Genomic DNA, 20,366 nt, shown 5'->3' on the forward strand with positions numbered 1-20,366 from the left:
CTGCAAATTCGTTATTGCAAGGCGCTGAAAAGCGTATCTGTTGTGCATTTTTTATAGTACGGTTTCCGAAAACTTATATGAGCAGAGAATGCCATGAACTGGGATGATATTCGGATATTTCTGGCTGTTGCACGCTCTGGGCAGATTCTCGGCGCCGCAAAACGACTTGGCATCAACCACACCACCGTTGCGCGTCGTCTGACTGCACTTGAAGCGGCTCTGTCGACCACGCTTTTGACGCGCCGCACAAACGGTTCGACACTTACCCATGCGGGCGAGGAATTTCTGCTTGCTGCTGAACGTATGGAAGCAGAGATGCTGTCCGCACGTTCAAATATCGGTAACGCCGATGTGGCCGTTTCCGGCACAGTTCGCATCGGCGCACCCGATGGCTTCGGTGTAAATTTTCTCACACCCCGGCTTGCACGTCTCACACAACAATATCCTGACCTGACCATACAGCTGGTTCCCGTCCCCCGCTCGTTTTCGCTGTCGCGGCGCGAGGCGGATATCGCCATTACCGTGGAACGACCCGAACAAGGACGGCTGATTGCCCGCAGGCTCGTGGATTATACACTCGGCCTATATGCGCACCGCAGCTATCTTGAAGAACACGGCACACCGCAAAACACGGAAGAGCTGAGTAATCACAGGCTAATTGGCTATGTCGAAGATCTTGTGGTCAACCCATCACTGGCCTATGCCCCAGAAATAAGCCGCGACTGGAAGCCCGATTTTGAAGTTTCCAGTGCGCTTGGTCAGGTGGAAGCGGTTCGAGCAGGTGCTGGTATTGGCATTCTTCACGCGTTTATTGCGAGGGCTGATCCCGATCTTGTACCGCTGTTTACAGATCGCACAATCCGGCGCGCCTATTGGCTGACTTATCACGAATCCGCACGCACCTTGCGGCGTGTCACGGCAGTTTCAGCGCTGATTTCAGAGCTGGTCGAGAACGAGAAATCGCTGTTTAGCTAACCAATACGCGCGTAAATCGCCATGACGGCAGCGATAATCACGACCGGAATATAGAGCGCATACAGTCCGATAAAATAATGCCCCAAGCCGCCACAAACCGCTCCGATCATCAGTGAAAGCCAGACGGAAAAATGTTGCAACCAGCGCCAGCGCGGAACCTCTCCGCGTATATACCCAGCAAGGTCTGCAGCTGAATTAAACAATGTTCCGGTTACATACGTAACGCCCAAACGCGCAGAACCAATCGGTTGTACGGCGGCATTTTGTGCGCCCATCGCAGCCGCAAGCATCAACACCGGATGGATCAAATCCAGTCCAAAATGGCGCAAGACGCAGACCAGAACGAGTGTCAGCGCCACGATTGCCATGACGGCGATGCTACCATTTCGGCCATAAGCGCGGACGGCAAGCGTACCGAAAAGGGCGCCAGCAAAGAACAGGCCGACCAGCGCGACCGGAAGCCAGACAATTATCCGGCCCATAATATCCGGCTGTCTGGCGATGGCGAGACCAAGCTGTGTCGTGTTGCCACTCATAAAAGAAGCAAAAAAGCCTCCCAATTCCAGAAAGGCTATTCCATCAACAAAACCAGCGGCAGCCGTTAAAGCCAAACCAAGCGACAGCTTTGAATTCGGTGTCATTTTTCCAAGCTTTAAAAGAAAGTCGCCCGATTGTTACAACCGGGCAAAATTTCGTCAGACGCGTTTGACGATACGCAGAATAATCAAAAGGATTGCTGCACCGATAAACGCATTGACGATGGAAGCGATCACACCTCCGCCCACCGAAAAGCCGAGACGCGGCAACAACCATCCTGCAAAGAAGGCCCCAATCACACCGACAATAATATTGCCGATGAGGCCAAAGCCACCGCCCTGCACGACTTTGCCAGCCAGCCAGCCCGCAATCAGACCAACGAACAGAAATATAAGAAGACTCATACCATCCATAAGCATCTCTCCCTATCACAGCACATCTCCGACGCGCCTGTGGCGAGTTGACAATGAGTCGGCTTAGCAAACAAGAGGGCTTACAAATTATGGTGCGAGATGCCGGAAAGCGCTCACGACCTCTTCATAGACCTTGCGCTTGAAAGGCACGATCAGCTCAGGCAATTCCTGCATAGGCTTCCATGCCCATTCCTCAAACTCAGCCGTGTGTCCACCGGGCGGCGGGTTGATCGCGATTTCGCTCTCATCACCTTCAAAGCGATAGGCAAACCACTTTTGGGTTTGGCCACGATATTTGCCTTTAAGCGCCTGTCCGACGAGATGCGGGGGCAGATCATAATTGATCCAGTTCGGTGCTTCTTCAAGCAAAGAGACCGACTTCATGCCGGTTTCTTCATAAAGCTCGCGCAACGAGGCAACTGCTGGATCTTCGCCCTTGTCGATACCGCCCTGTGGCATCTGCCAAAGCTGTGTTGCACCATCCATTTCATCACCCGGAATGACAATGCGGCGACCCGACCAGACGAGACCAGCCTTATTGAGTACCATCAGCCCGACGCAGGGGCGATAGGGTAGGCTTTCAGGATCGACAAGGCCTTTGTGCTTCGACATGGTATCTCCGTATGCGGGTGTTTGAATAAGTCTTATGCGGCAGTTTGTAGTGTTTCAATGTTATTGACGTGCGACAAAAAGAAAACGCGGAAGCCTGAACTCCCGCGTCTATAATTGTCACATCGAAAACCAGTTAGTTCAAAACGGCTTTCTTAGGGTCTGGTGGGAATGACGCATTGGCGACTTCACCACGCAGGAGCTTCAATGCTTCATTGAGCTGCACGTCATCCTTGGCTTCAAGCGGTACATAGGCAGCCGATCCCGATCCCTGATCGTCTTCAGCATTGCCCTTGATATGGCCCTTAAGCTCGGACTCACCACGAACAACATCCTGACCCAGCATTTCTGGTGGCAGCGGCTGCTCAACTTTGATGTCCGGTGTAATACCCTTACCCTGAATCGACTTGCCCGATGGCGTGTAATAAAGCGCGGTCGTCAGACGCAGCGATCCATTTTCGCCAAGCGGGATAATCGTCTGAACGGAGCCTTTGCCGAAGGACTGCGTGCCAAGCACCGTCGCACGGCGATGATCCTGCAATGCACCAGCAACAATTTCAGACGCACTGGCCGAACCGCCATTGATCAGCACGATCACCGGCTTGCCATCAACAAGATCGCCCTTGCGTGCATCAAAACGGGTTACGTCCTGCGGATCGCGACCACGGGTCGAAACAATTTCACCCTTGTCGAGGAAAGTGTCCGAAACGGCGACAGCCTGATCAAGCAAACCACCCGGATTCAGACGAAGATCAAGCACATAGCCCTTGAGCTTATCGCCTGGAATCTTTTCCTGAATATCCTTGATTGCCTTACGCAGATCATCAGAAGTCTGTTCCGTGAAGGAAATCACACGCAGATAGCCAACGTCATTCTCAACACGCGAACGAACGGCCTTGACCTTGATCACAGCGCGGTCGATCTTAAGCGTAATCGGCTTTTCCGCGCCTTCGCGAATAAGGGTCAGTTCAATCGGCGAACCGACTTCACCGCGCATCTTTTCCACTGCATCGCTGAGGCTCAGACCACGCACTTCCGTGCCGTCAATCTTGCTAATCAGATCGCCCGCAAGGACACCAGCTTTTGACGCAGGCGTGTCGTCAATCGGTGCAATGACCTTTACAAGATCGTTGTCCATCGTGACTTCAATGCCAAGACCGCCAAACTCACCCTTGGTCTGCACGCGCATATCCTGCGCGGCTTCCGGGTTAAGGTAAGAAGAGTGCGGATCAAGCGAGGTCAACATGCCGTTGATCGCACTTTCCGTCAGCTTCTTATCATCGGGCGGCGTCACATATTGCTGGCGCACACGCTCAAAAATATCACCGAAAAGAGCCAGGTCCTTATAGACATCGCTGTCTTTTCCCGCTGCTGCAAAAGCAGTGGAAGCAGGCGCGCCCTGAACCATCACCATGGCTGACGCGCCCAACAGGGCTCCGGCGAACAGCAGCGACAGTTTACGTATCATTTTGTGTCCTTCCAGAAAGCCGCTCGGACCACCATGGGGCCGGATCAACGGGTTTTCCATCTTTTCGAAACTCAATGTAGAGCAATGGAGCGCCATTGCCCACCTCAATTGGTGCAACACTCGCGAGAAGTTTTTCCCCCATCGCGCCAACAGGCTCACCCGCCAAAACGAACTGACCCTGAGCAACGTCGATTCGACCCATGCCAGCCATGACAATATGATATCCATTGCCCGCATCGAGGATCAAGAGCTGTCCATAAGATCTGAATGTTCCTGCATATAATACAACGCCATCGGAAGGTGACGTAATCGTGGCAGCGGGCAAGGTTTCAACCACCTGCCCCATCATGTTGCCGCCGACACCATCCTTCTCCGCAAAATGCTTGATCGTCTTTCCAGTGGCAGGCAGTGCCAGCCTTCCCTGTAACGATGCAAAGTCAATCTGCGCATGAAGACGGTTCGCATCAGGCGTTGATTCTCCGGCTTTTTCCTGTGCTTTTGCAAGACGTTCCGCTTCGGCCTTACGCGCTGCATCAGCGGCATCACGCACGCCCGCCATTTGCTTATCAAGCCCGTCAATCAGCTCTTTCAGGCTGCCTGCCCGATCTGCAAGCTCTTCAGAGCGCTTGCGCTGGGCTTCAATTTCCTGCTCGGATTGTGACTGCAACTTCTTCTTTTCTTCAAGAAGAAGTGATTGACGCTTCTGCTCTTCTGCCTGTTGCGTGCGCGTTTCTTTGAGCCTCTCCTGCTCCTGTGCTATGGAAGCAGTCACACGCTGCATATCGGCAAGATCACCCGTCAGCTCTTCGACCTGACCACGCATTTCCGGTACGACAGCACCCAGCAATACTGCACTACGTACCGATGCGAGCGCATCGTCTGGGCGCACGAGGATCGCAGGTGGAGGGTTCAAACCCATGCGCTGCAAGGCAGCCAAAACCTCAGCCAGAACCCCGCGTCGCGCACGCAAAGACGTGCGAATGCCATCTTCCTGCTCGCGCAGGGATTCAAGCTTATCGGCACTATCAGCAATATCCTGCTGCAACTTCTTATCGGTCTTTGCCGACTGAATAAGTGCCGCCGTAATCGTCGCCTGATCTTTTTTGAGGTTCGCCACCTCGCCTTCAAGCTGTTTGAGCTTGTCGCCTGTCACCGACAATTCGGTGGTTAGCTGCTCATATTCGCTTGCCGCCTGATCGCGCTGCTGCTGAATAGCCTGTTGCGCATAGGCCTGAGACGCACCTGCCAAAAGCGCAGTCGCAGCAAAGCCGGCCCGCAAAAGAGCAAGCAAAGGCAGCTTTGAGAAAGAGCAAACAGAATTCATGGCGCGCTATATCTGAAAGAAACAAGGCCAAAACTAGCCCGAGAGCATTAAGGAATTGTTAGCCATAGATAGCAAGCGCGTAATATTACGGCAAAAGATCGGGATAGCTCTGCGCGTATTCATGCATCTCGCGACGATAACGCCAAACTGCGCGGGCGCGATGCCTCCAAAGATCAAGTCGTGGCCGCTTCCATGGTTTTTCAGGACCGTGAAAATGGACGATAATTTCAGGGCTAACTCTGCTTTCCTCAGCATCTCCGCCCAGTCGTGCAATATGTCGCCGCTGCCGCGCCACTTGGCTCCATGACGAGTTATAGGCCGGGTTAATTAGATGCACCCGCCCGCGAAAAACATTGTTGAGATGGTCCTGATCGCCCAAAGGACAGGCCGACGCGCGAGCCAGATCATGCATGGCCTGATGCAGTTCGGGTTCTGCGTGAATGGCATCGGTATCCAACAAAAGAACACCTGAATTGAAATAGCGCGAGATATCGCTTTGCTGCATCAACTCTTGCAATTCACGCACACGCGGCATCGACTTCTCGCGCACCTTGAGACTGCGAGCCGACCATTTCGCCACGACACTATCGCGCACCGCACCAACCGGACAACCGTTGAGATCAAGCGCAAAAAGAGGCGAGACATCACCCACCACTTGCGTATCGCCATCAATGTAGAGAACGCGGCCAGAAATACGCGACGGTATGTGCAGCCGACCCATCGATGCCGCCGAAATATGCGAGGTTGGCCCTTTGGCGCCTTCCAGATCATCAGCAGTCAAACGCAAGCAATTGACTGTCACGGCTGGATTTGTGGCTGCCACGCGATGCACCGCCTTCCAATCCTGCTCTTCAAGACCATCGCCCCAGAAATGCACGATACCGGGCTGCGTTAAGTGACGCAGCATGCCCCACATTGCAACGAACGTGGGTTTGAGAAAGCCGCGATCGGTTACGAATGCAATCTGCGGCAACGTTGTGTTCGTCGATGAAGGCGACATGTGATTCTTCAAATAGTGCACGAGGCAGTTATGAAACCCGACCCGTTGCATCGATTATGAGAAGAACATGAAAGAATTAGGATCGGTGATACGGATGCCCTGCAAGAATTGTTGCGGCCCGATATAATTGCTCAGCAACCAAAATGCGGGCAATCTGATGCGGCCACGTTAAAGCACCCAGAGCTAAAACCAGATCAGCACGCGAGCGCAATGCCGGATCGTGTCCATCCGGACCGCCAATGGCGACAATCAACTGACGCTTGCCATCGTCGCGCATACGCCCAATCCGCTCGGCAAAATCTTCCGATCCAAGCGTTTTCCCGCGCTCATCGAGCAAAATCAACGCGGCACCATTATCCAGTGCCTCATTGATGCGCTGTGCCTCTTCGGTCTTGCGTAATTCTGCCGTCTGTCCACGGCTTTCTGGGATTTCGCTCACACCGGCGAACTCAAGACCAAGTGGCGGTCCAGACTTGGAAAAGCGGTCAAAATAGCGCTCGACCAGCTCCCGCTCGGGGCCGGCTTTCATCCGGCCCACGGCAAACACACTCACACGCATAGCGCCCTCACTCAGACTGGATTAGTGCACAGTTCCCGATGCACGTTTGTCTTCGAGGTCATTGTCGATCCAGATCTTTTCCAGATTGTAGAAATCACGGATTTCCGGACGGAAAATATGGACGACAATATCGCCTGTATCGATAAGAACCCAATCACCAGCTTCGAGCCCTTCGACCCGAATGTCCTTACAGCCCATCTCACGAAGCGCCTGCAAAAGATGATCCGCGACAGCCGAAACATGGCGATGCGAACGACCCGACGCGATGATCATAAAATCACCGATCGAAGATCGTGAGCGAATGTCGATAGGAGTGATAGATTCTGCTTTGGAGTTTTCGAGACTGGCCAAAGCCGCATCGAAGGCCTGGGACACGAAAGTGGTTTCGTTCATCCCGACCGATGAAGGCGCGTGGTGAGCCTTCTTCTCAATTGCTGTTCTCAGTGTATTTCCTTTCAGCAAGAACAACGCAATACGGCAGTTATAAGCACCGTACATGCCTAAGATAGGCAGAGTCCCTGCATTCTTTCAAGAGTTTAATCCTTTTTGCCGCGCATCTTTTCCGAAAACCGCTTCACACTTTTCGGGATACGCTAATAGCACCCATTCACTTTTTTGATTTCTGCTTGCGAAGCGCGCTTGATGACAGTGTCGAGCGCGGCCCATGGATAAAGGTCCATGCCGGAGGCGCGCGACGTGCCAGCAATGGCGCATAGTGCTCGTCAATGCGACTGGTAGAAAACGTCTGCGCCATCCGTGACGACAAATAGGCAAGCGTTGAGCCCGGGCGATCAATCACGGCAATAGGAAAATTCTTTGCAATTTCGCGCCAGCGCTGCCAGTGATGGAACGATGCAAGATTGTCCGCTCCCATCACCCAGACGAAATGCACGCCCGGATTGGCTTTTTGTATCAGGGCCAGAGTATCGGCAGTGTAGCGCGTATGGAAAGCCGCTTCGAGTGCCGTCACCTTGATGCGAGGATCAGTCGATATATCTTCGCTCAGCTTTAAACGCTCTGCAAGTAATGCCAGTTCGCGCGTATCCTTTAACGGATTACCGGGTGTCACCATCCACCAGAGCTGATCAAGCTTCAACCGCCGGATAGCGATTTCGGCAACCAGCGCATGTCCCCCATGTGGAGGGTTGAACGAGCCGCCAAACAAGCCGACTGTCATGCCCCTCTCAACATGAGGCATACGCAGATAATGCGCATCAACATCTGGATAGTTGGCTTTTAACGCGGATAGCCCGAAGCCGAATTTCATCAGCCCCGAACCTGACCATTGCCACGAACTCGATATTTGAACGATGTCAGCTGTTCGACACCGACCGGACCACGCGCATGCATCTTGCCGGTAGCAATGCCGATTTCCGCACCCATGCCAAACTCGCCACCGTCTGCAAATTGGGTCGAGGCGTTGTGCAAAAGAATAGCCGAGTCGATCTCGTTGAAGAAGTGCGCCACAACCTCTGCATCTTCCGCAATAACCGCTTCGGTATGATGCGATGAATATTGCCCAATATGCGCAATTGCATCTGAAACGCCGTCAACCAGCTTCACGGATATAATCGCGTCGAGATATTCAGTCGACCAGTCTTGTTCCGTTGCAGGCACAGCATCGGGATAAAGTGCCAACACCTCTTGGCTAGCGCGAATTTCACAGCCCTTGGCAGCCAAATCTTGCAAAATCGGCACAAGATGAGTGTTCGCCACTGCACGATCAACCAACAACGTTTCGGCAGAACCACAAATTCCAGTGCGGCGCATCTTGGAATTGAGCGCAATCGCACGCGCCATATCAAGATCGGCAGACTTATCGATATAGAGGTGGCAGATGCCTTCAAGATGCGCAAAAACCGGCACACGCGCTTCAGACTGCACGCGCGCGACAAGGCTTTTTCCGCCGCGTGGTACGATCACATCAATCGCACCATTCAGTCCTTTGAGCATCTCACCAACCGCTGCACGATCTGTCACAGGCACGATCTGGATGGCATCCGCAGGCAAATTGCCCACTTCCAATCCTGCAACCAGCGCCTTGTGAATGGCTGCCGACGAATGTGCGGAATCTGAACCGCCACGCAGGATGACCGCATTACCAGCCTTGAGGCACAAGGCTCCAGCGTCCGCCGTTACATTGGGGCGGCTTTCATAGATGACGCCAATCACGCCAAGCGGCGTGCGCACGCGCTCAATGTGCAGGCCATTCGGGCGATCCCATTCGGCAATCACTTCGCCAACCGGATCAGGCAAAGCAGCTATCGCACGAATACCATCGGCGATAGCCTGAATACGACTATCATCCAGCGTCAGGCGATCCACAAACGAAGCCGCCATGCCACTTTGCGCAGCATTGGCAAGGTCAAGCTTATTGGCTTCAAGGATTGCATCTTTGCTTGACAGAATGCTATCTGCAGCAGCAAGCAAGGCTTGGTTTTTCTGTTGAGGCGAAGCAATGGAAAGCGGAGCCGCTGCCTGTCTGGCTTTACGACCAACCTCAGCCATAATGGCCGCGATATCAGTACCGGCATCCACTTTGTTCAACATCTCTTCCCTCTTATACAACTTCCGCATTATTGGCCGTGCGCACAACAAGATCATTTCGATGGATCATCGCGCTACGTGCATCATATCCAAGAATTTCACTGATCTCATCGCTTTTATGACCAGCAATTTTGCGTGCATCTCCCGCATCATAAGCGATCAAACCGCGTGCAATTTCACGACCATCTTCGTTAAGAACGGCAACCGTGTCACCGCGCTCGAACTGACCTTCGATGTCTTTGACACCGGCAGATAACAGCGACTTGCCAGATTTAAGCGCCTTGGCAGCACCCGCATCAACCGTCAAACGACCAGCGGGTTCCAGATTTCCGGAAATCCATGTTTTCCATGCATTGACCGGCGCATTGGACGGCTCAAATAAAGTTGCGCGCTCGCCGCGATCAATCGCCGAAAGTGGCGCCATACGCGTACCAGAAGTAATGATCATGGCCGTACCAGCCGCATTGGCAATCTTGCCTGCATCAAGCTTAGTCTTCATACCACCACGCGAAAGCTCGGAAGCAGCCGCACCCGCCATAGCTTCAATCTGTGGCGTAATGGTTGCTACAAGTGGCAAAAACTGCGCGTTAGGGTCTTTATGTGGCGGCGCCGTGTAAAGCCCGTCAATGTCGGACAGCAAAATGAGAAGATCAGCGCCCATCATAGTGGCTACGCGTGCTGCCAGACGATCATTATCGCCATAGCGAATTTCAGTGGTCGCAACCGTATCATTCTCATTGATGATCGGGACCGCACCGAGCTTCAGCAATGTCTCGATTGTTGCGCGTGCATTGAGATAGCGACGACGCTCTTCTGTATCATCCAGCGTGAGCAAAATCTGACCCGACTTCACGCCATGACCGCCCAACACATCGGCGTAAGCTTTTGCGAGTGCAATCTGACCGGCAGCAGCCGCAGCCTGACTTTCCTCAAGCTTGAGCGATTTCTTCGGCAGTCCAAGCACCGTGCGCCCCAATGCGATAGCGCCGGATGATACAACCAACACTTCAACACCGGCGCGCGAAAGGTTTGCGATGTCCTGTCCAAGGCTTTCAAGCCAGCTCTGCTTGAGACCGGTTGAACGATCCACGAGAAGCGCAGATCCAATTTTGATAATAATGCGGCGATAGTCTTTGAGTTGTTTTAACATGTTTTCAGTTCCTGCGCCGCATTTTCAACTGTTATTCTTCTTCGGCTGTTCCAGCTTCCGCTGCACGGCTTTTATCAATCACGCTCGCAAGCTGGCGCAAAACATCGTTCAAGCCTTCATGGCTGACCGCGGAAAGCATCATCGGATCGCGCCCACATGCCTTTTTAAGCGCCTTAATCTTTTCCTTACGCGTCTCAGGATCAATCGTATCGATTTGCGACAAGGCTACGATTTCCGTCTTTTCAGACAGGCCATGTTCATAGGCTTCAAGCTCGCCACGAATAACTGTGTAAGCTTTCGCCACATCGTCTTCCTGTGCAGAAACCAGATGCAACAGCACACGCGTACGCTCGACATGGCCGAGGAAGCGATCACCAAGGCCTACGCCTTCGCTTGCACCTTCAATCAGCCCCGGAATATCCGCGATCACGAACTCGCGGCCATCGACGCGCGAAACGCCAAGGTTCGGATGCAATGTGGTGAACGGGTAATCGGCAATCTTCGGCTTTGCAGCCGTTACACTTGCGAGGAATGTGGACTTGCCCGCATTCGGCAATCCAACAAGACCTGCATCAGCAATCAGTTTCAGACGTAACCAGATTGTGCGCTCAATTCCATCCTGACCGGGATTGGCATGACGCGGCGCGCGGTTTCTCGACGTTGTGAAATGCAGATTGCCAAACCCGCCATTGCCGCCCTTAGCCAGACGATAACGCTGGCCAAGTTCAGTAATGTCGCAAATCAGTGTTTCATTATCTTCTTCAAAAATCTGCGTTCCTACTGGTACTTTGAGAACAACATCATTGCCCTTGCCGCCGGTCATGTTACGACCCATGCCGTGCATGCCGATCTGAGCCTTGAAATGCTGCTGGTAACGATAATCGATCAGCGTATTCAGACCGTCAACGGCCTCAACCCAAACGTCACCACCGCGACCACCATCGCCGCCATCAGGGCCACCAAATTCAAGAAATTTCTCGCGCCGGAACGAAACAGCGCCCGCACCGCCCGCGCCGGAGCGAATGTAAATCTTGGCCTGATCGAGAAACTTCATTGAACTTACCTCTTGTGACGCACCGTATTTGTATCGGAGCGCGTCTTAAACTTTGGGATTGCGCAAAGTCTCGCGCAATCCGATTTGCAATTACAGCAAAACCCGCGTCCTGCAAACAGCAGAAACGGAGGGATTTCAGCCTAAATTCAGTTTCCATGCCGGATTACTGAAATCGATGTAAAGCAGTTCCTGATCCAGATACTGCCCTTGCACGTAGAGTGACTTTAACTCAACACCATAGGATCTGAAGCCGAGTTCGTCATAAATGCGCTTGGCGGGCTCATTTGTTGCCACAACCTTCGCATCCAATATCACCACATGCTTTGCTGCATGTTCGATAACACGCTGAACAAGCGCCTTGCCAAGATGCAGCCCACGCGCTTCGGGCGCAACATAGACACTCACCAAAGTGCCACGGTGCCGCTCCGACTTGCGCTCATGTCGAAACATCCCGGCGATTCCTACCAAGCTTTCACCATGAAAAGCACCGAAAATGACATTGCCATTGACGTGCTCAAGACGACGCGCGAACACGCTCTCGGAATAGGCATTTTCTTCTTCAAAGGTTGAACCAAAGGCTTGTGGCGCAAGCTGCAAAGCCGAAAGGCGTATCGCACGAAACCGGTGCAAGTCGCCCTTATCCAGTGCCCGAACCTCAACCCTTTGGCGGGTGATTGCGTAAATATCGTTCATTATATTCCCCGATGATTATCGGCCCTGCGCTCTAACTATTTATTTTAACGCGTATCTTATCCGAAAACCGTTTCACACTTTTCGGGATGCGCTCTAAACGCAGGGCCATTCATTATGATTATGACTGCCAGCTTCTCAGGCCGATCCATGTCCGCCGATCGAGAACATAGCGCTCGACGGGAACATTTCCGGCAGCAAGTGAATCCGCCATACCCATACTGCTGAACTGAAAACCGCACTTATGAATCACCCGACGCGAACCGCCATTGCTGGCGTGGCAGGAAACATGCAACCGCTGGATTGGCGTGGCGCGAAAGGCCAGATCAATCAATGCGTGGGCAGCTTCCGTAGCAAAACCATGCCCCCAATAGGGCTCGCCCAGCCAGTAACCAATCTCCAGACCTTCGCTGTGGCTGTGCGGATGGATGCCACAACAGCCCATAAAAATACCGGTTTCAGCTTGGGTAATTGCGTAAATGCAATTGCCCATCTCGCCTTTTCGCACGCGCTCGACAAAGTCCACGGCATTTTCGCGGGTGTATGGATGAGGCATACGGGCGAGCATAGTGGAGACGCGGGCATTATTGGCAAGATAGGAAATTGCATCCACGTCTTCGACATGCGGCGGGCGCAGAACCAGCCTGTCAGTCACAAGGACGGGGCAATTCAACTGATCTGCTAATCCCGGCGAGAGATCAGCATAGCTGGCCTCCCGCTCACTACAGCTCTCGTAATAATCTTCTTCTAAAACTTCGACGACCATTGTTCTGTCCTCCAGACGAAAAAAGGGAAGATGGTTGTCCCATCTTCCCTTTGATCTTCTGGCAGGTCGCCATATGTACCGGGTCCATGGGACGCCGGTACTTTATAGAGGTCCGGCTTACTCTGCTGCTTCCGCGATCGGGGTGACCGACACGTAAGTACGACCGTTGGCTTTCGTGCGGAAAGCAACGGAACCATTGGTGGTAGCAAAAATGGTATGGTCTTTACCGAGGCCAACATTGGCGCCCGGATGCCACTTGGTGCCGCGCTGGCGCACGATGATGTTGCCAGAAACGACAGCTTCGCCACCGAACTTCTTCACGCCAAGGCGCTTCGACTCTGAATCGCGACCGTTACGCGACGAACCACCAGCTTTTTTGTGTGCCATTGGATTTCTCCTTTAATCTCTTCTACTTACTCAGCCGAATCGGCCTTGGCTGCAGCCTTCTTAGGCGCTGCCTTCTTTGGCTTTGCGACTTCGCCTTCAGCGGCGTCTGCCTTTGGAGCCTTTTTCTCAGCGGCCTTCTTGGAAGGCTTTGCGCCGTCGGTGAGGATCTCCGAGATACGGATGGTCGTCAGTTCCTGACGATGACCGCGGGTGCGCTTCGAGTTCTGACGACGACGCTTCTTGAACGCGATAACCTTGCGTGCACGGCCCTGTTCAACGACTTCTGCCGTTACGAGAGCGCCTGCAACGACTGGCGCACCAATGGTCGAACCAACCATCAGAACTTCTGCAAATTCTACGATGTCGCCAGCTTCGCCAGCAACCTTTTCAACCTTGATCAGGTCGTTTGCGGCAACGCGGTACTGCTTGCCACCAGTCTTAATGACTGCGAACATTTGTTTTCCTTTCGGGTCGTTCGGTCCAGCTCTCATACCCTGCAACGCAAGCGCCATGGGCACGGGCCGTCTTTTTATCAGTCGGTTGATTTTGAAAGCTTTTCAGCCTCCAGATCAGAGCCCGGTAAACCGAAAATCTCCAATCAAAACAATAGGCGCGGATAGATCTGCGCTTAAAGTCTGGTGCTTATAGGTGTGAGACAGCGGAAAAGTCAAGAATTTTCGCACTCTTGTGCAAATTAGGTCTTGTCTAATTGCATTTGGCCCGTTATTGAGCCGCTACACACTTAGCATTCGCTTTAGATGCTTACCAACGGCACGGTTATTATAAATCGTTCTACCGTAGTGCACCATGCGGAGAGGTGGCTGAGTGGTCGAAAGTACCGCACTCGAAATGCGGCGTGGGGGTAACTCCACCGTGGGTTCGAATCCCACCCTCTCCGCCATAATCAACTAAAAATCCCAAATACACAGGGTTTTGACCCGTCAACCATTTCTTTTGTCGCCAACTGCTACACAAAACTGCTACACAACGCAGCATGGACGATATGGCAAAACCTCGTGGACTGGTCCTTCGCGGACGCATTTACTACTTTCGGAAGCGTATTCCGAAAGACCTCGTCCAACGTTATGGGAAGAAAGAGTATCCAATTTCGCTGGAAACTGATGACTACCAAACAGCGGTAGGTAGGTGCCATGAGGAAGCAGCGAAGCTTGAAGCTGAGTTTTCCGCTATCCGAGCGCGGCGTGCTCTGTTCAAAACGCCGGTCCCTCGAAATGTGCCCCCCGGTATCATTGAAGTAAGCGAGAAAGAAGCGATTGCTATAGCGCGCGCTATCGTGACACAGCGACTAGCTGGCTACGATGCCGCAACCGCTAATGAGAAAAAAGCTCCGACGACCGCTGAGCTTTCAGACCTGCGTGTAGAATTAAGCGGCGATATCGGTGGACTGTTGGATCTGGAAAATGAGGAAAGCAATCAGCAAGTCCAGCTTTCCGCCAAGCGAGCCTTAGAGCAGTCCGGTCGCGACGTTGATAAAGGCGACCGACTAGACAAGCGTATCCTTGATTTAACACGACGTGCATTGATCGCCGCTAGCCGTATTGAACTCTCTCGCCTCTCGGACGACTTCCGCGATGATCCAAAGGATGCAGTTTTTGCCGACCTTGGAAGCGATGATACATTCGAGATGGTTAGGGTTCGGCGATCTCCAGAAACTGTTGGGTCCGCCATGGAAAAGTTTTGGCACCTGGTAATCTCTCTTGAACCAAAAGCTTCCAAAACAATTACAAAATACACGGCTTATTCGGCAGTTGTTGTTAAGTTCTTCGGAGCGGATACACCAATGTCTAGCATCACACGTGACAGGTGCCATGCGTTTCGTGATTTGGTTGCGCGGCTGCCTCCAAACTACACGAAAACTAAGGACGCTCCGCCTCCTGATGCGTCGTTAGAAGACATCGTTGCTTACGCTGATCAGAAGGGCTTGAAAAGAATAGCCTACGCTACACAAGAACTTTACCTTGCGCGCATGACAACATTTTTCAATTGGGCGCGCAAAGAGCGTATAACGCCCGATCTCGATGTTTCAGATATCCGGCCAAGAGGCAAGGCCCCTGAGAAACATGCGCTTCGATCATCATTTGACGCTGAACAACTAACAGCAATTTTCACTGCTCCGATATTCAGCGGATGCAAGGATGATGGACGCGGCTTTAGAACGCCGGGACCCCGCGTGATAAAGCGCAGCAGATATTGGCTCCCCTTAATAGGGCTCTTCACCGGAATGCGTGAGAGCGAAATTCTGAGGCTGCGTGCGTCACAGATCAAGAGGACAAGAAGGGGCATAGACTTCGTAGATTTGTCTAAAGAGGTCGGCAAAAACAAGTTTAGCCGGAGGGAGGTTCCTATTCATTCCCTTTTGATAGAGGCAGGCTTTATCGAATTTGTCGAAAGTAAGCGGCTCTTGAAAGACGATGCTCTATTCCCTGACGTTCCCACGGGCTCGGACAACACCCAAACCTCAATCTTCTCGAAGCGTTTTGCTACCTTTCTAAAGGGGTGCGGAATTAAGGATGTTGACACCGAGACCTGCTTCCACATGTTCCGGCATACATTGAAAGACGCGCTTGATCGTGGACAGGTCCCTGAAAGCATAAGCGAAGCCATTCAAGGCTGGTCTCGAGAGATGAAAACGAGCCGTTCTTATGGAAGTGGAAGAGAGGCAGAAACACTCAAGCCGTGGATAGAGAAAGCCGAATTTCCAGATTTCGATAAGAAATACTTGCTGAAGGTGAAGATCTAATTGCAAAATGAATAGATACTGCGTTCCGAATGAAATGTCGAAGCGGGCAGTCCATTGCATCCATATTGTGCTTAACAGTTCGACATAAGCCCTTGATATACAGATCACTCAAATTGAGCTCGTAGTTGATTTCGTCACCGCCCCCGCGAAATAGGGTTCGCCTCTTTCTTGCCTGAACCAAAGCAGGGAATATAGTCGTCCGTTCGCAGCTTGCGTGCGCCAGACCGAAGTTTACCGTCTTGACCCACTTCGCGATTTTTATGGCGGTGCATGCCTTGGTTGCAGAAGGCTTATTCAGTGAAGTGGTTTGAAATACAACTGGACTGGGATGTGTCTCACATAGTAGTCAGTTCCGCTACTTGCGATGACGTCTTTAGTCGTAAATACCGTACCCGTTGCATTGCTCTGGTGCAAAGACACGCTCGACTGCTTGTTAAAAAGATACTTTTGCCAAGTCGCCATCATATTTACGGTATTTTCAATATAACTGTAGATTATCATCCCACCGTGGGCTTGATCGAGCCTCCCATTTGTATAGCGAGTGGTCAATTGGAGATAGCCTTGGAAAAGCCAATTGCTGTCCGTCTCATCAACCTTCTTAGCTTCGCCGAGCCACTTCAGATCACCGTGTTCTTCGATGACAATATCGCAATGCCCGCCGGTTTTCGTGTCGTGGGTTGCGTTGAAGCCCATGCTTTTAAGGCCAAGCCGTAGAAATTCGGTAAGCTCGTCTTCACTCATGTCCTGTTTCGAACTAGGATCGGAGGTTATCTCACCAACGACAAACGTAACCGCGCGATCAACCAATCCAATGAATGCTTCATAGGGGTTGGGGCCTAAATGTAGCATCATGCGACCGAGAGAGATCTTCTCCTGTTCTGTACGCGCTAGCAGTTCTAAATCCCTCAAGCTAAATGAACTGTTGGAAGTCAAGAACGAACCTCCAGAAATTCGGCGGTCGCCCTGAAATATGGAAGTATGTTATTTTCGTAATGTTCGTCTTTGAAGCCCGTTCCGGGATCGTAAAACACACCTGTCGCGCGCGCTTCTGCGACTTCTTTGTCTGTAACTTCGTGCTCTTCATCTCCATTGGAATAGAGAAAGCACATTTTCATTAACGGCAATGATGGCGAAGACAGGATTGAAATCAGGCGAATGAGCTGACCATCATCTTTGGAAATGCCGCTTATACTTGAGATTTGATTGATCGTGACAAGCCGCAACTCATCTCGGCTCGCCTCGGTGAAGAAAGCGACCATTCGCTGCAAAGGTTCGAAAAGAGGATCATTGCCGTAGCTACCCCCAATCTCGTCCTTTATCTGGTTCAAGTCAGGTGGCATCTGCCTTTAGGTGCTCATCAATCTTTGCTCTGATGAAGTTGTAATCCAATTCACCAGTGCAGTTACGGATAATTGCCGTTTCTAAAGGATAATCTCTACTATGCAACATCTTGAAGCTGCCATTTAAAAAAAGCTCTGGGCTGGTGTAGTCGTCCTCACCATAGTCAACCGTCCACCTGACACCTAGTTTGAACAGTTCAATTTCGCCTCGGAGCGCATTTTTTCCGCCAAGATGATAACGTTCCTCTCGCAGGCAGGTATCCCCTAGACGCATTTTCTCATGCTTGAAAGAGCCAGTTGAAGTATGAAGCGCGAATTCGACTACTCTTCCCTCATTGGCGGCTTCGTATATGCGCTTGATTATGGGAAATAGATTGACAGGCGTCTCATCAATTGCGGAGGAGCTATCTGATTTGAACGCCTCCAAGGTTTGGCTGATCGCGATCTCTGAGGCGTCAGCATTAGCGCCATTGGGGAAGTCGACGCGTAATTCGACTACCGCACCATCATACGGCAGCCAAATAACATCAAATGCGCGAAATTTGTTTTGCTTAACCCCAATGATTTCTTTGTATTCAGAAAAAGCTGGGCGTGCATCTGCTGGTATCGCTGCCATAGAGACAGCCTCTCTTTTTTCTACCGCACGAATGGACTTGTAGACTAGAGTTACGCCGTCCTCACTTTCATGGATGAAGCAGAGCTTGGGCTTAGAAGTCGGAAGTGCCTCTACCTCGTCTGACAGTTCTGCAAAAGGAAACTCCGAAAATTCTTTTCGAGCCAAAAAGGACGAACGCGCCTTCTCTAAAATGTCTTCGTTGACAGTGTAAAATCGAGAAGCTTTCTCGCCATACAATATGTGTTCTAGGAATGCATTCGACAGACCTTCCACATCGATGTCGGTTTTTTGTTTAGACAACTTTTCTCTGAACGGCTCCCAACTGCGGGCTTTCGGCCCACCGTGGGCAGTAAGCACTTTTGCAGCAACGCGCCATGGCATGCGGCTTTCCATTCCATTGATAATGTCTTCGAGCGAAAATGATCTTGTTGGAACAGAAATGATAATCTCCATCGACGCTTTGAACGAAGCTAATGAACGCTATGATTGAATTATAGACTTCGCGATGTCCACACTGTTATGCAAGAATTAGCATATTTATTTTCACTTTCTAATTAGCAACAATAACGCCGCCCTTAAAATTGAAAATGGTGGATGATCTCGTTCTGAAACGTTCACTTTACCGCCAATCCGAGTTGGCTTGTATCTATAAGCCTTGCTCATGTGAGACTGCCGCTGTGCATTTAAAATTGTCTCACATGAATTAGGTCTTGCATTTTTGAGACAGTTTCTCATTGTGTCTAAACGCATATGAGAAACAGAGGCTTAGATGATCGTCGGTTATGCCCGAACTTCGACTGCAGAGCAGAATGCTGGATTAGAGGCGCAGCTACGAGATTTGCGTGCAACGGGTTGCACAAAGATCTTTAGCGAGCAGATTTCTTCAGTCGCCGACAGAAGCCAACTAGAGCAGGCGCTCGAGTTTGTTCGTGAGGGCGACAGCCTAGTTATTACCAAATTGGACCGGCTAGCCCGCTCAACCAGTCACCTGCTTTCTATCGTGGAAGCGTTAGACCATAAAGACGTCGGCCTTCGCATACTTGATTTTGGCGGCGGCGTTGTCGATACGAAATCGCCCTCCGGTAAAATGCTCATCACAGTCTTCGGTGCGATGGCTGAGTTTGAACGCAGCATAATGTTGGTCCGACAGCGAGAAGGTATAGCCGCAGCCAAAGCGGCAGGTAGATACAGAGGTCGTGCCCCTACAGCTCGAAACAAGGCTAACGAGGTACGCTCCCTGAATAAAAAAGGAACTGGTGCATCGGAAATCGCCCGGCTCCTTAATATCAGCCGGGCATCTGTTTATAGAATACTTAGGTCAGTATGTGATTAGACAATTAGTTTTGAACTCAGAATACACGCTCTGCATTAAACACCATTCCCGCGGCTCTCAACTCTCGTGCAAGGTCAGCCTTCCAATTCGTACTGTCACCATAGGGGACGTACACAACGGACCCATAGTCCGACGGCTTTTCAACATCGCCGTCAACCAGAACGCAGACATTTTCAGGGCCGAGCTTGGCAATGAAAAAACCAAGTTCAAATATAACATTTTGCCGTGCACGCCCACGCGGTTCTTCACCTTCAAGCCCACCGATGTCATCTGGCGTCATAATAACTACCGCGAAATTGGACGATGCAGCGACGTCTTGAAACTTTTGGAATAAGGTTTGTCCACGACTAGGTTCTTCATGAAGTATAAGTGGCGTTAATCCAATGTGAGCCAGAAAACGCGCAACGGCATCTTTGGGACCTTGCTTCCTTCCGTGAACGATGAATACTTTTCTCGGATCAACTTTGGTCATCATCTTCTCCGAGCTTTCTTTTACCCGACTGACATTTTTAACTTCTGACGGTAGATCGGGAGCATCTCGCTCTCCAGATGTTGAAGTGATCTCACCTTTATCGAAAAGATAGCCGTCAGCCTCAAGACTTTGCCAGAACTTATTTCTTTGATTGTCCGAAACGTCATGCAAATACCCGTTGGGATATTTATTATCAAGTAGGGCCGCTCGTTTCACGACGGCAGAAGATAAGTATTCACCTTCAGGTGTTTGCGCATCGGGATTATCGACTGTGAACCTACCAATTTCTGTTGCACGAGCTTGCCTACCGCCGATTGATTTTGGCGCATTTAACCCTTCAACACCAACCTCAAGAATGAACTCGT

23 protein-coding genes and 1 tRNA gene are annotated in these 20,366 nt (G+C 51.5%); 4 read left to right on the forward strand and 20 right to left on the reverse strand.

Annotated features, from left to right (window positions below):
- The first annotated feature begins 93 nt into the window (after positions 1-93).
- Entirely contained in the window at positions 94-975 is an 882-nt protein-coding gene (locus RI570_RS04955) for a LysR family transcriptional regulator (protein WP_313827278.1), read from the forward strand.
- Here RI570_RS04955 and RI570_RS04960 read toward each other — a convergent pair.
- From RI570_RS04960 to rplU, 16 genes are all read right to left on the reverse strand, one after another.
- Entirely contained in the window at positions 972-1,616 is a 645-nt protein-coding gene (locus RI570_RS04960; protein WP_313827279.1) for a YoaK family protein, read from the reverse strand. The genes RI570_RS04955 and RI570_RS04960 overlap by 4 nt on opposite strands.
- 54 nt (positions 1,617-1,670) lie before the next feature.
- Entirely contained in the window at positions 1,671-1,925 is a 255-nt protein-coding gene (locus RI570_RS04965) for a GlsB/YeaQ/YmgE family stress response membrane protein (RefSeq protein ID WP_313827280.1), read from the reverse strand.
- Positions 1,926-2,012: 87 nt separating this feature from the next.
- Positions 2,013-2,537, reverse strand: a complete 525-nt coding sequence (locus RI570_RS04970; RefSeq protein ID WP_313827281.1) for an RNA pyrophosphohydrolase — start codon at positions 2,535-2,537, stop codon at positions 2,013-2,015.
- 133 nt (positions 2,538-2,670) lie between these two features.
- Positions 2,671-4,002 carry a S41 family peptidase gene (locus RI570_RS04975; protein WP_250041288.1) on the reverse strand — a complete coding sequence of 444 codons (1,332 nt, stop codon included), beginning with the start codon at positions 4,000-4,002 and terminating at the stop codon, positions 2,671-2,673.
- Positions 3,992-5,326, reverse strand: coding sequence for a murein hydrolase activator EnvC (locus tag RI570_RS04980; RefSeq protein WP_313827282.1), 1,335 nt, complete (start codon positions 5,324-5,326; stop codon positions 3,992-3,994). Before RI570_RS04980 ends, RI570_RS04975 begins: the two co-directional genes overlap by 11 nt.
- Positions 5,327-5,411: 85 nt before the next feature.
- Positions 5,412-6,326 carry a glycosyltransferase gene (locus tag RI570_RS04985; RefSeq protein ID WP_313827283.1) on the reverse strand — a complete coding sequence of 305 codons (915 nt, stop codon included), beginning with the start codon at positions 6,324-6,326 and terminating at the stop codon, positions 5,412-5,414.
- 76 nt (positions 6,327-6,402) lie between these two features.
- Complete coding sequence (gene rlmH / locus RI570_RS04990; RefSeq protein ID WP_313827284.1) at positions 6,403-6,885, reverse strand: 23S rRNA (pseudouridine(1915)-N(3))-methyltransferase RlmH; 483 nt, start codon at positions 6,883-6,885, stop codon at positions 6,403-6,405.
- 21 nt (positions 6,886-6,906) lie between these two features.
- Positions 6,907-7,278: a ribosome silencing factor gene (gene rsfS, locus RI570_RS04995; protein ID WP_313828557.1), complete on the reverse strand. Its 372-nt coding sequence runs from the start codon at positions 7,276-7,278 to the stop codon at positions 6,907-6,909.
- Between the two features lie 214 nt (positions 7,279-7,492).
- Positions 7,493-8,152, reverse strand: a complete 660-nt coding sequence (locus tag RI570_RS05000; RefSeq protein WP_313827285.1) for a nicotinate-nucleotide adenylyltransferase — start codon at positions 8,150-8,152, stop codon at positions 7,493-7,495.
- On the reverse strand, positions 8,152-9,435 hold the full coding sequence (locus tag RI570_RS05005) for a glutamate-5-semialdehyde dehydrogenase (RefSeq protein WP_313827286.1): 1,284 nt from the start codon (positions 9,433-9,435) through the stop codon (positions 8,152-8,154). The genes RI570_RS05000 and RI570_RS05005 overlap by 1 nt, the downstream gene beginning before the upstream one ends.
- 10 nt (positions 9,436-9,445) lie before the next feature.
- A complete protein-coding gene (gene proB, locus RI570_RS05010; RefSeq protein WP_313827288.1) occupies positions 9,446-10,582 on the reverse strand; it encodes a glutamate 5-kinase in 1,137 nt (378 codons plus the stop codon).
- 31 nt (positions 10,583-10,613) lie between these two features.
- A complete protein-coding gene (gene obgE / locus RI570_RS05015) occupies positions 10,614-11,636 on the reverse strand; it encodes a GTPase ObgE (RefSeq protein WP_313827290.1) in 1,023 nt (340 codons plus the stop codon).
- A 135-nt stretch (positions 11,637-11,771) separates the two neighbouring features.
- Complete coding sequence (locus tag RI570_RS05020; protein WP_313827292.1) at positions 11,772-12,329, reverse strand: GNAT family N-acetyltransferase; 558 nt, start codon at positions 12,327-12,329, stop codon at positions 11,772-11,774.
- Between the two features lie 118 nt (positions 12,330-12,447).
- The gene (locus tag RI570_RS05025) at positions 12,448-13,092 is read right to left on the reverse strand and encodes a GNAT family N-acetyltransferase (RefSeq protein ID WP_313827294.1); all 645 of its coding nucleotides are present in this window, start codon (positions 13,090-13,092) and stop codon (positions 12,448-12,450) included.
- Between the two features lie 117 nt (positions 13,093-13,209).
- Positions 13,210-13,479 (reverse strand): 50S ribosomal protein L27, encoded by a 270-nt coding sequence (gene rpmA / locus RI570_RS05030; RefSeq protein WP_250041313.1) that lies wholly within the window; start codon positions 13,477-13,479, stop codon positions 13,210-13,212.
- 26 nt (positions 13,480-13,505) lie between these two features.
- Positions 13,506-13,934: a 50S ribosomal protein L21 gene (gene rplU, locus RI570_RS05035; RefSeq protein ID WP_250041315.1), complete on the reverse strand. Its 429-nt coding sequence runs from the start codon at positions 13,932-13,934 to the stop codon at positions 13,506-13,508.
- A gap of 356 nt (positions 13,935-14,290) precedes the next feature.
- Between rplU and RI570_RS05040 the strand changes: the two genes are divergently transcribed.
- Positions 14,291-14,380, forward strand: a tRNA-Ser gene (locus tag RI570_RS05040).
- 102 nt (positions 14,381-14,482) lie between these two features.
- Positions 14,483-16,240 (forward strand): site-specific integrase, encoded by a 1,758-nt coding sequence (locus tag RI570_RS05045; RefSeq protein ID WP_313827297.1) that lies wholly within the window; start codon positions 14,483-14,485, stop codon positions 16,238-16,240.
- A 294-nt stretch (positions 16,241-16,534) separates the two neighbouring features.
- Here RI570_RS05045 and RI570_RS05050 read toward each other — a convergent pair whose 3' ends face one another.
- From RI570_RS05050 to RI570_RS05060, 3 genes are read right to left on the reverse strand one after another with little or no spacing between them, the layout of a single operon-like run.
- Positions 16,535-17,173 (reverse strand): hypothetical protein, encoded by a 639-nt coding sequence (locus RI570_RS05050; protein ID WP_313827299.1) that lies wholly within the window; start codon positions 17,171-17,173, stop codon positions 16,535-16,537.
- On the reverse strand, positions 17,170-17,568 hold the full coding sequence (locus RI570_RS05055) for a hypothetical protein (RefSeq protein ID WP_313827300.1): 399 nt from the start codon (positions 17,566-17,568) through the stop codon (positions 17,170-17,172). The genes RI570_RS05050 and RI570_RS05055 overlap by 4 nt, the downstream gene beginning before the upstream one ends.
- 1 nt (position 17,569) lies before the next feature.
- Entirely contained in the window at positions 17,570-18,649 is a 1,080-nt protein-coding gene (locus tag RI570_RS05060) for a hypothetical protein (protein WP_313827302.1), read from the reverse strand.
- Between the two features lie 316 nt (positions 18,650-18,965).
- Here RI570_RS05060 and RI570_RS05065 point away from each other — a divergent pair, with 316 nt between their 5' ends.
- Positions 18,966-19,529: a recombinase family protein gene (locus RI570_RS05065; RefSeq protein WP_313827304.1), complete on the forward strand. Its 564-nt coding sequence runs from the start codon at positions 18,966-18,968 to the stop codon at positions 19,527-19,529.
- Positions 19,530-19,545: 16 nt separating this feature from the next.
- On the opposite strand, the gene RI570_RS21650 is transcribed toward RI570_RS05065, so the two are convergent.
- Positions 19,546-20,004: a TIR domain-containing protein gene (locus RI570_RS21650; protein WP_409558647.1), complete on the reverse strand. Its 459-nt coding sequence runs from the start codon at positions 20,002-20,004 to the stop codon at positions 19,546-19,548.
- Positions 20,005-20,366: the final 362 nt, after the last annotated feature.

It is taken from the genome of Brucella pseudogrignonensis (assembly GCF_032190615.1).
Classification (GTDB): Bacteria; Pseudomonadota; Alphaproteobacteria; order Rhizobiales; family Rhizobiaceae; genus Brucella; species Brucella pseudogrignonensis_B.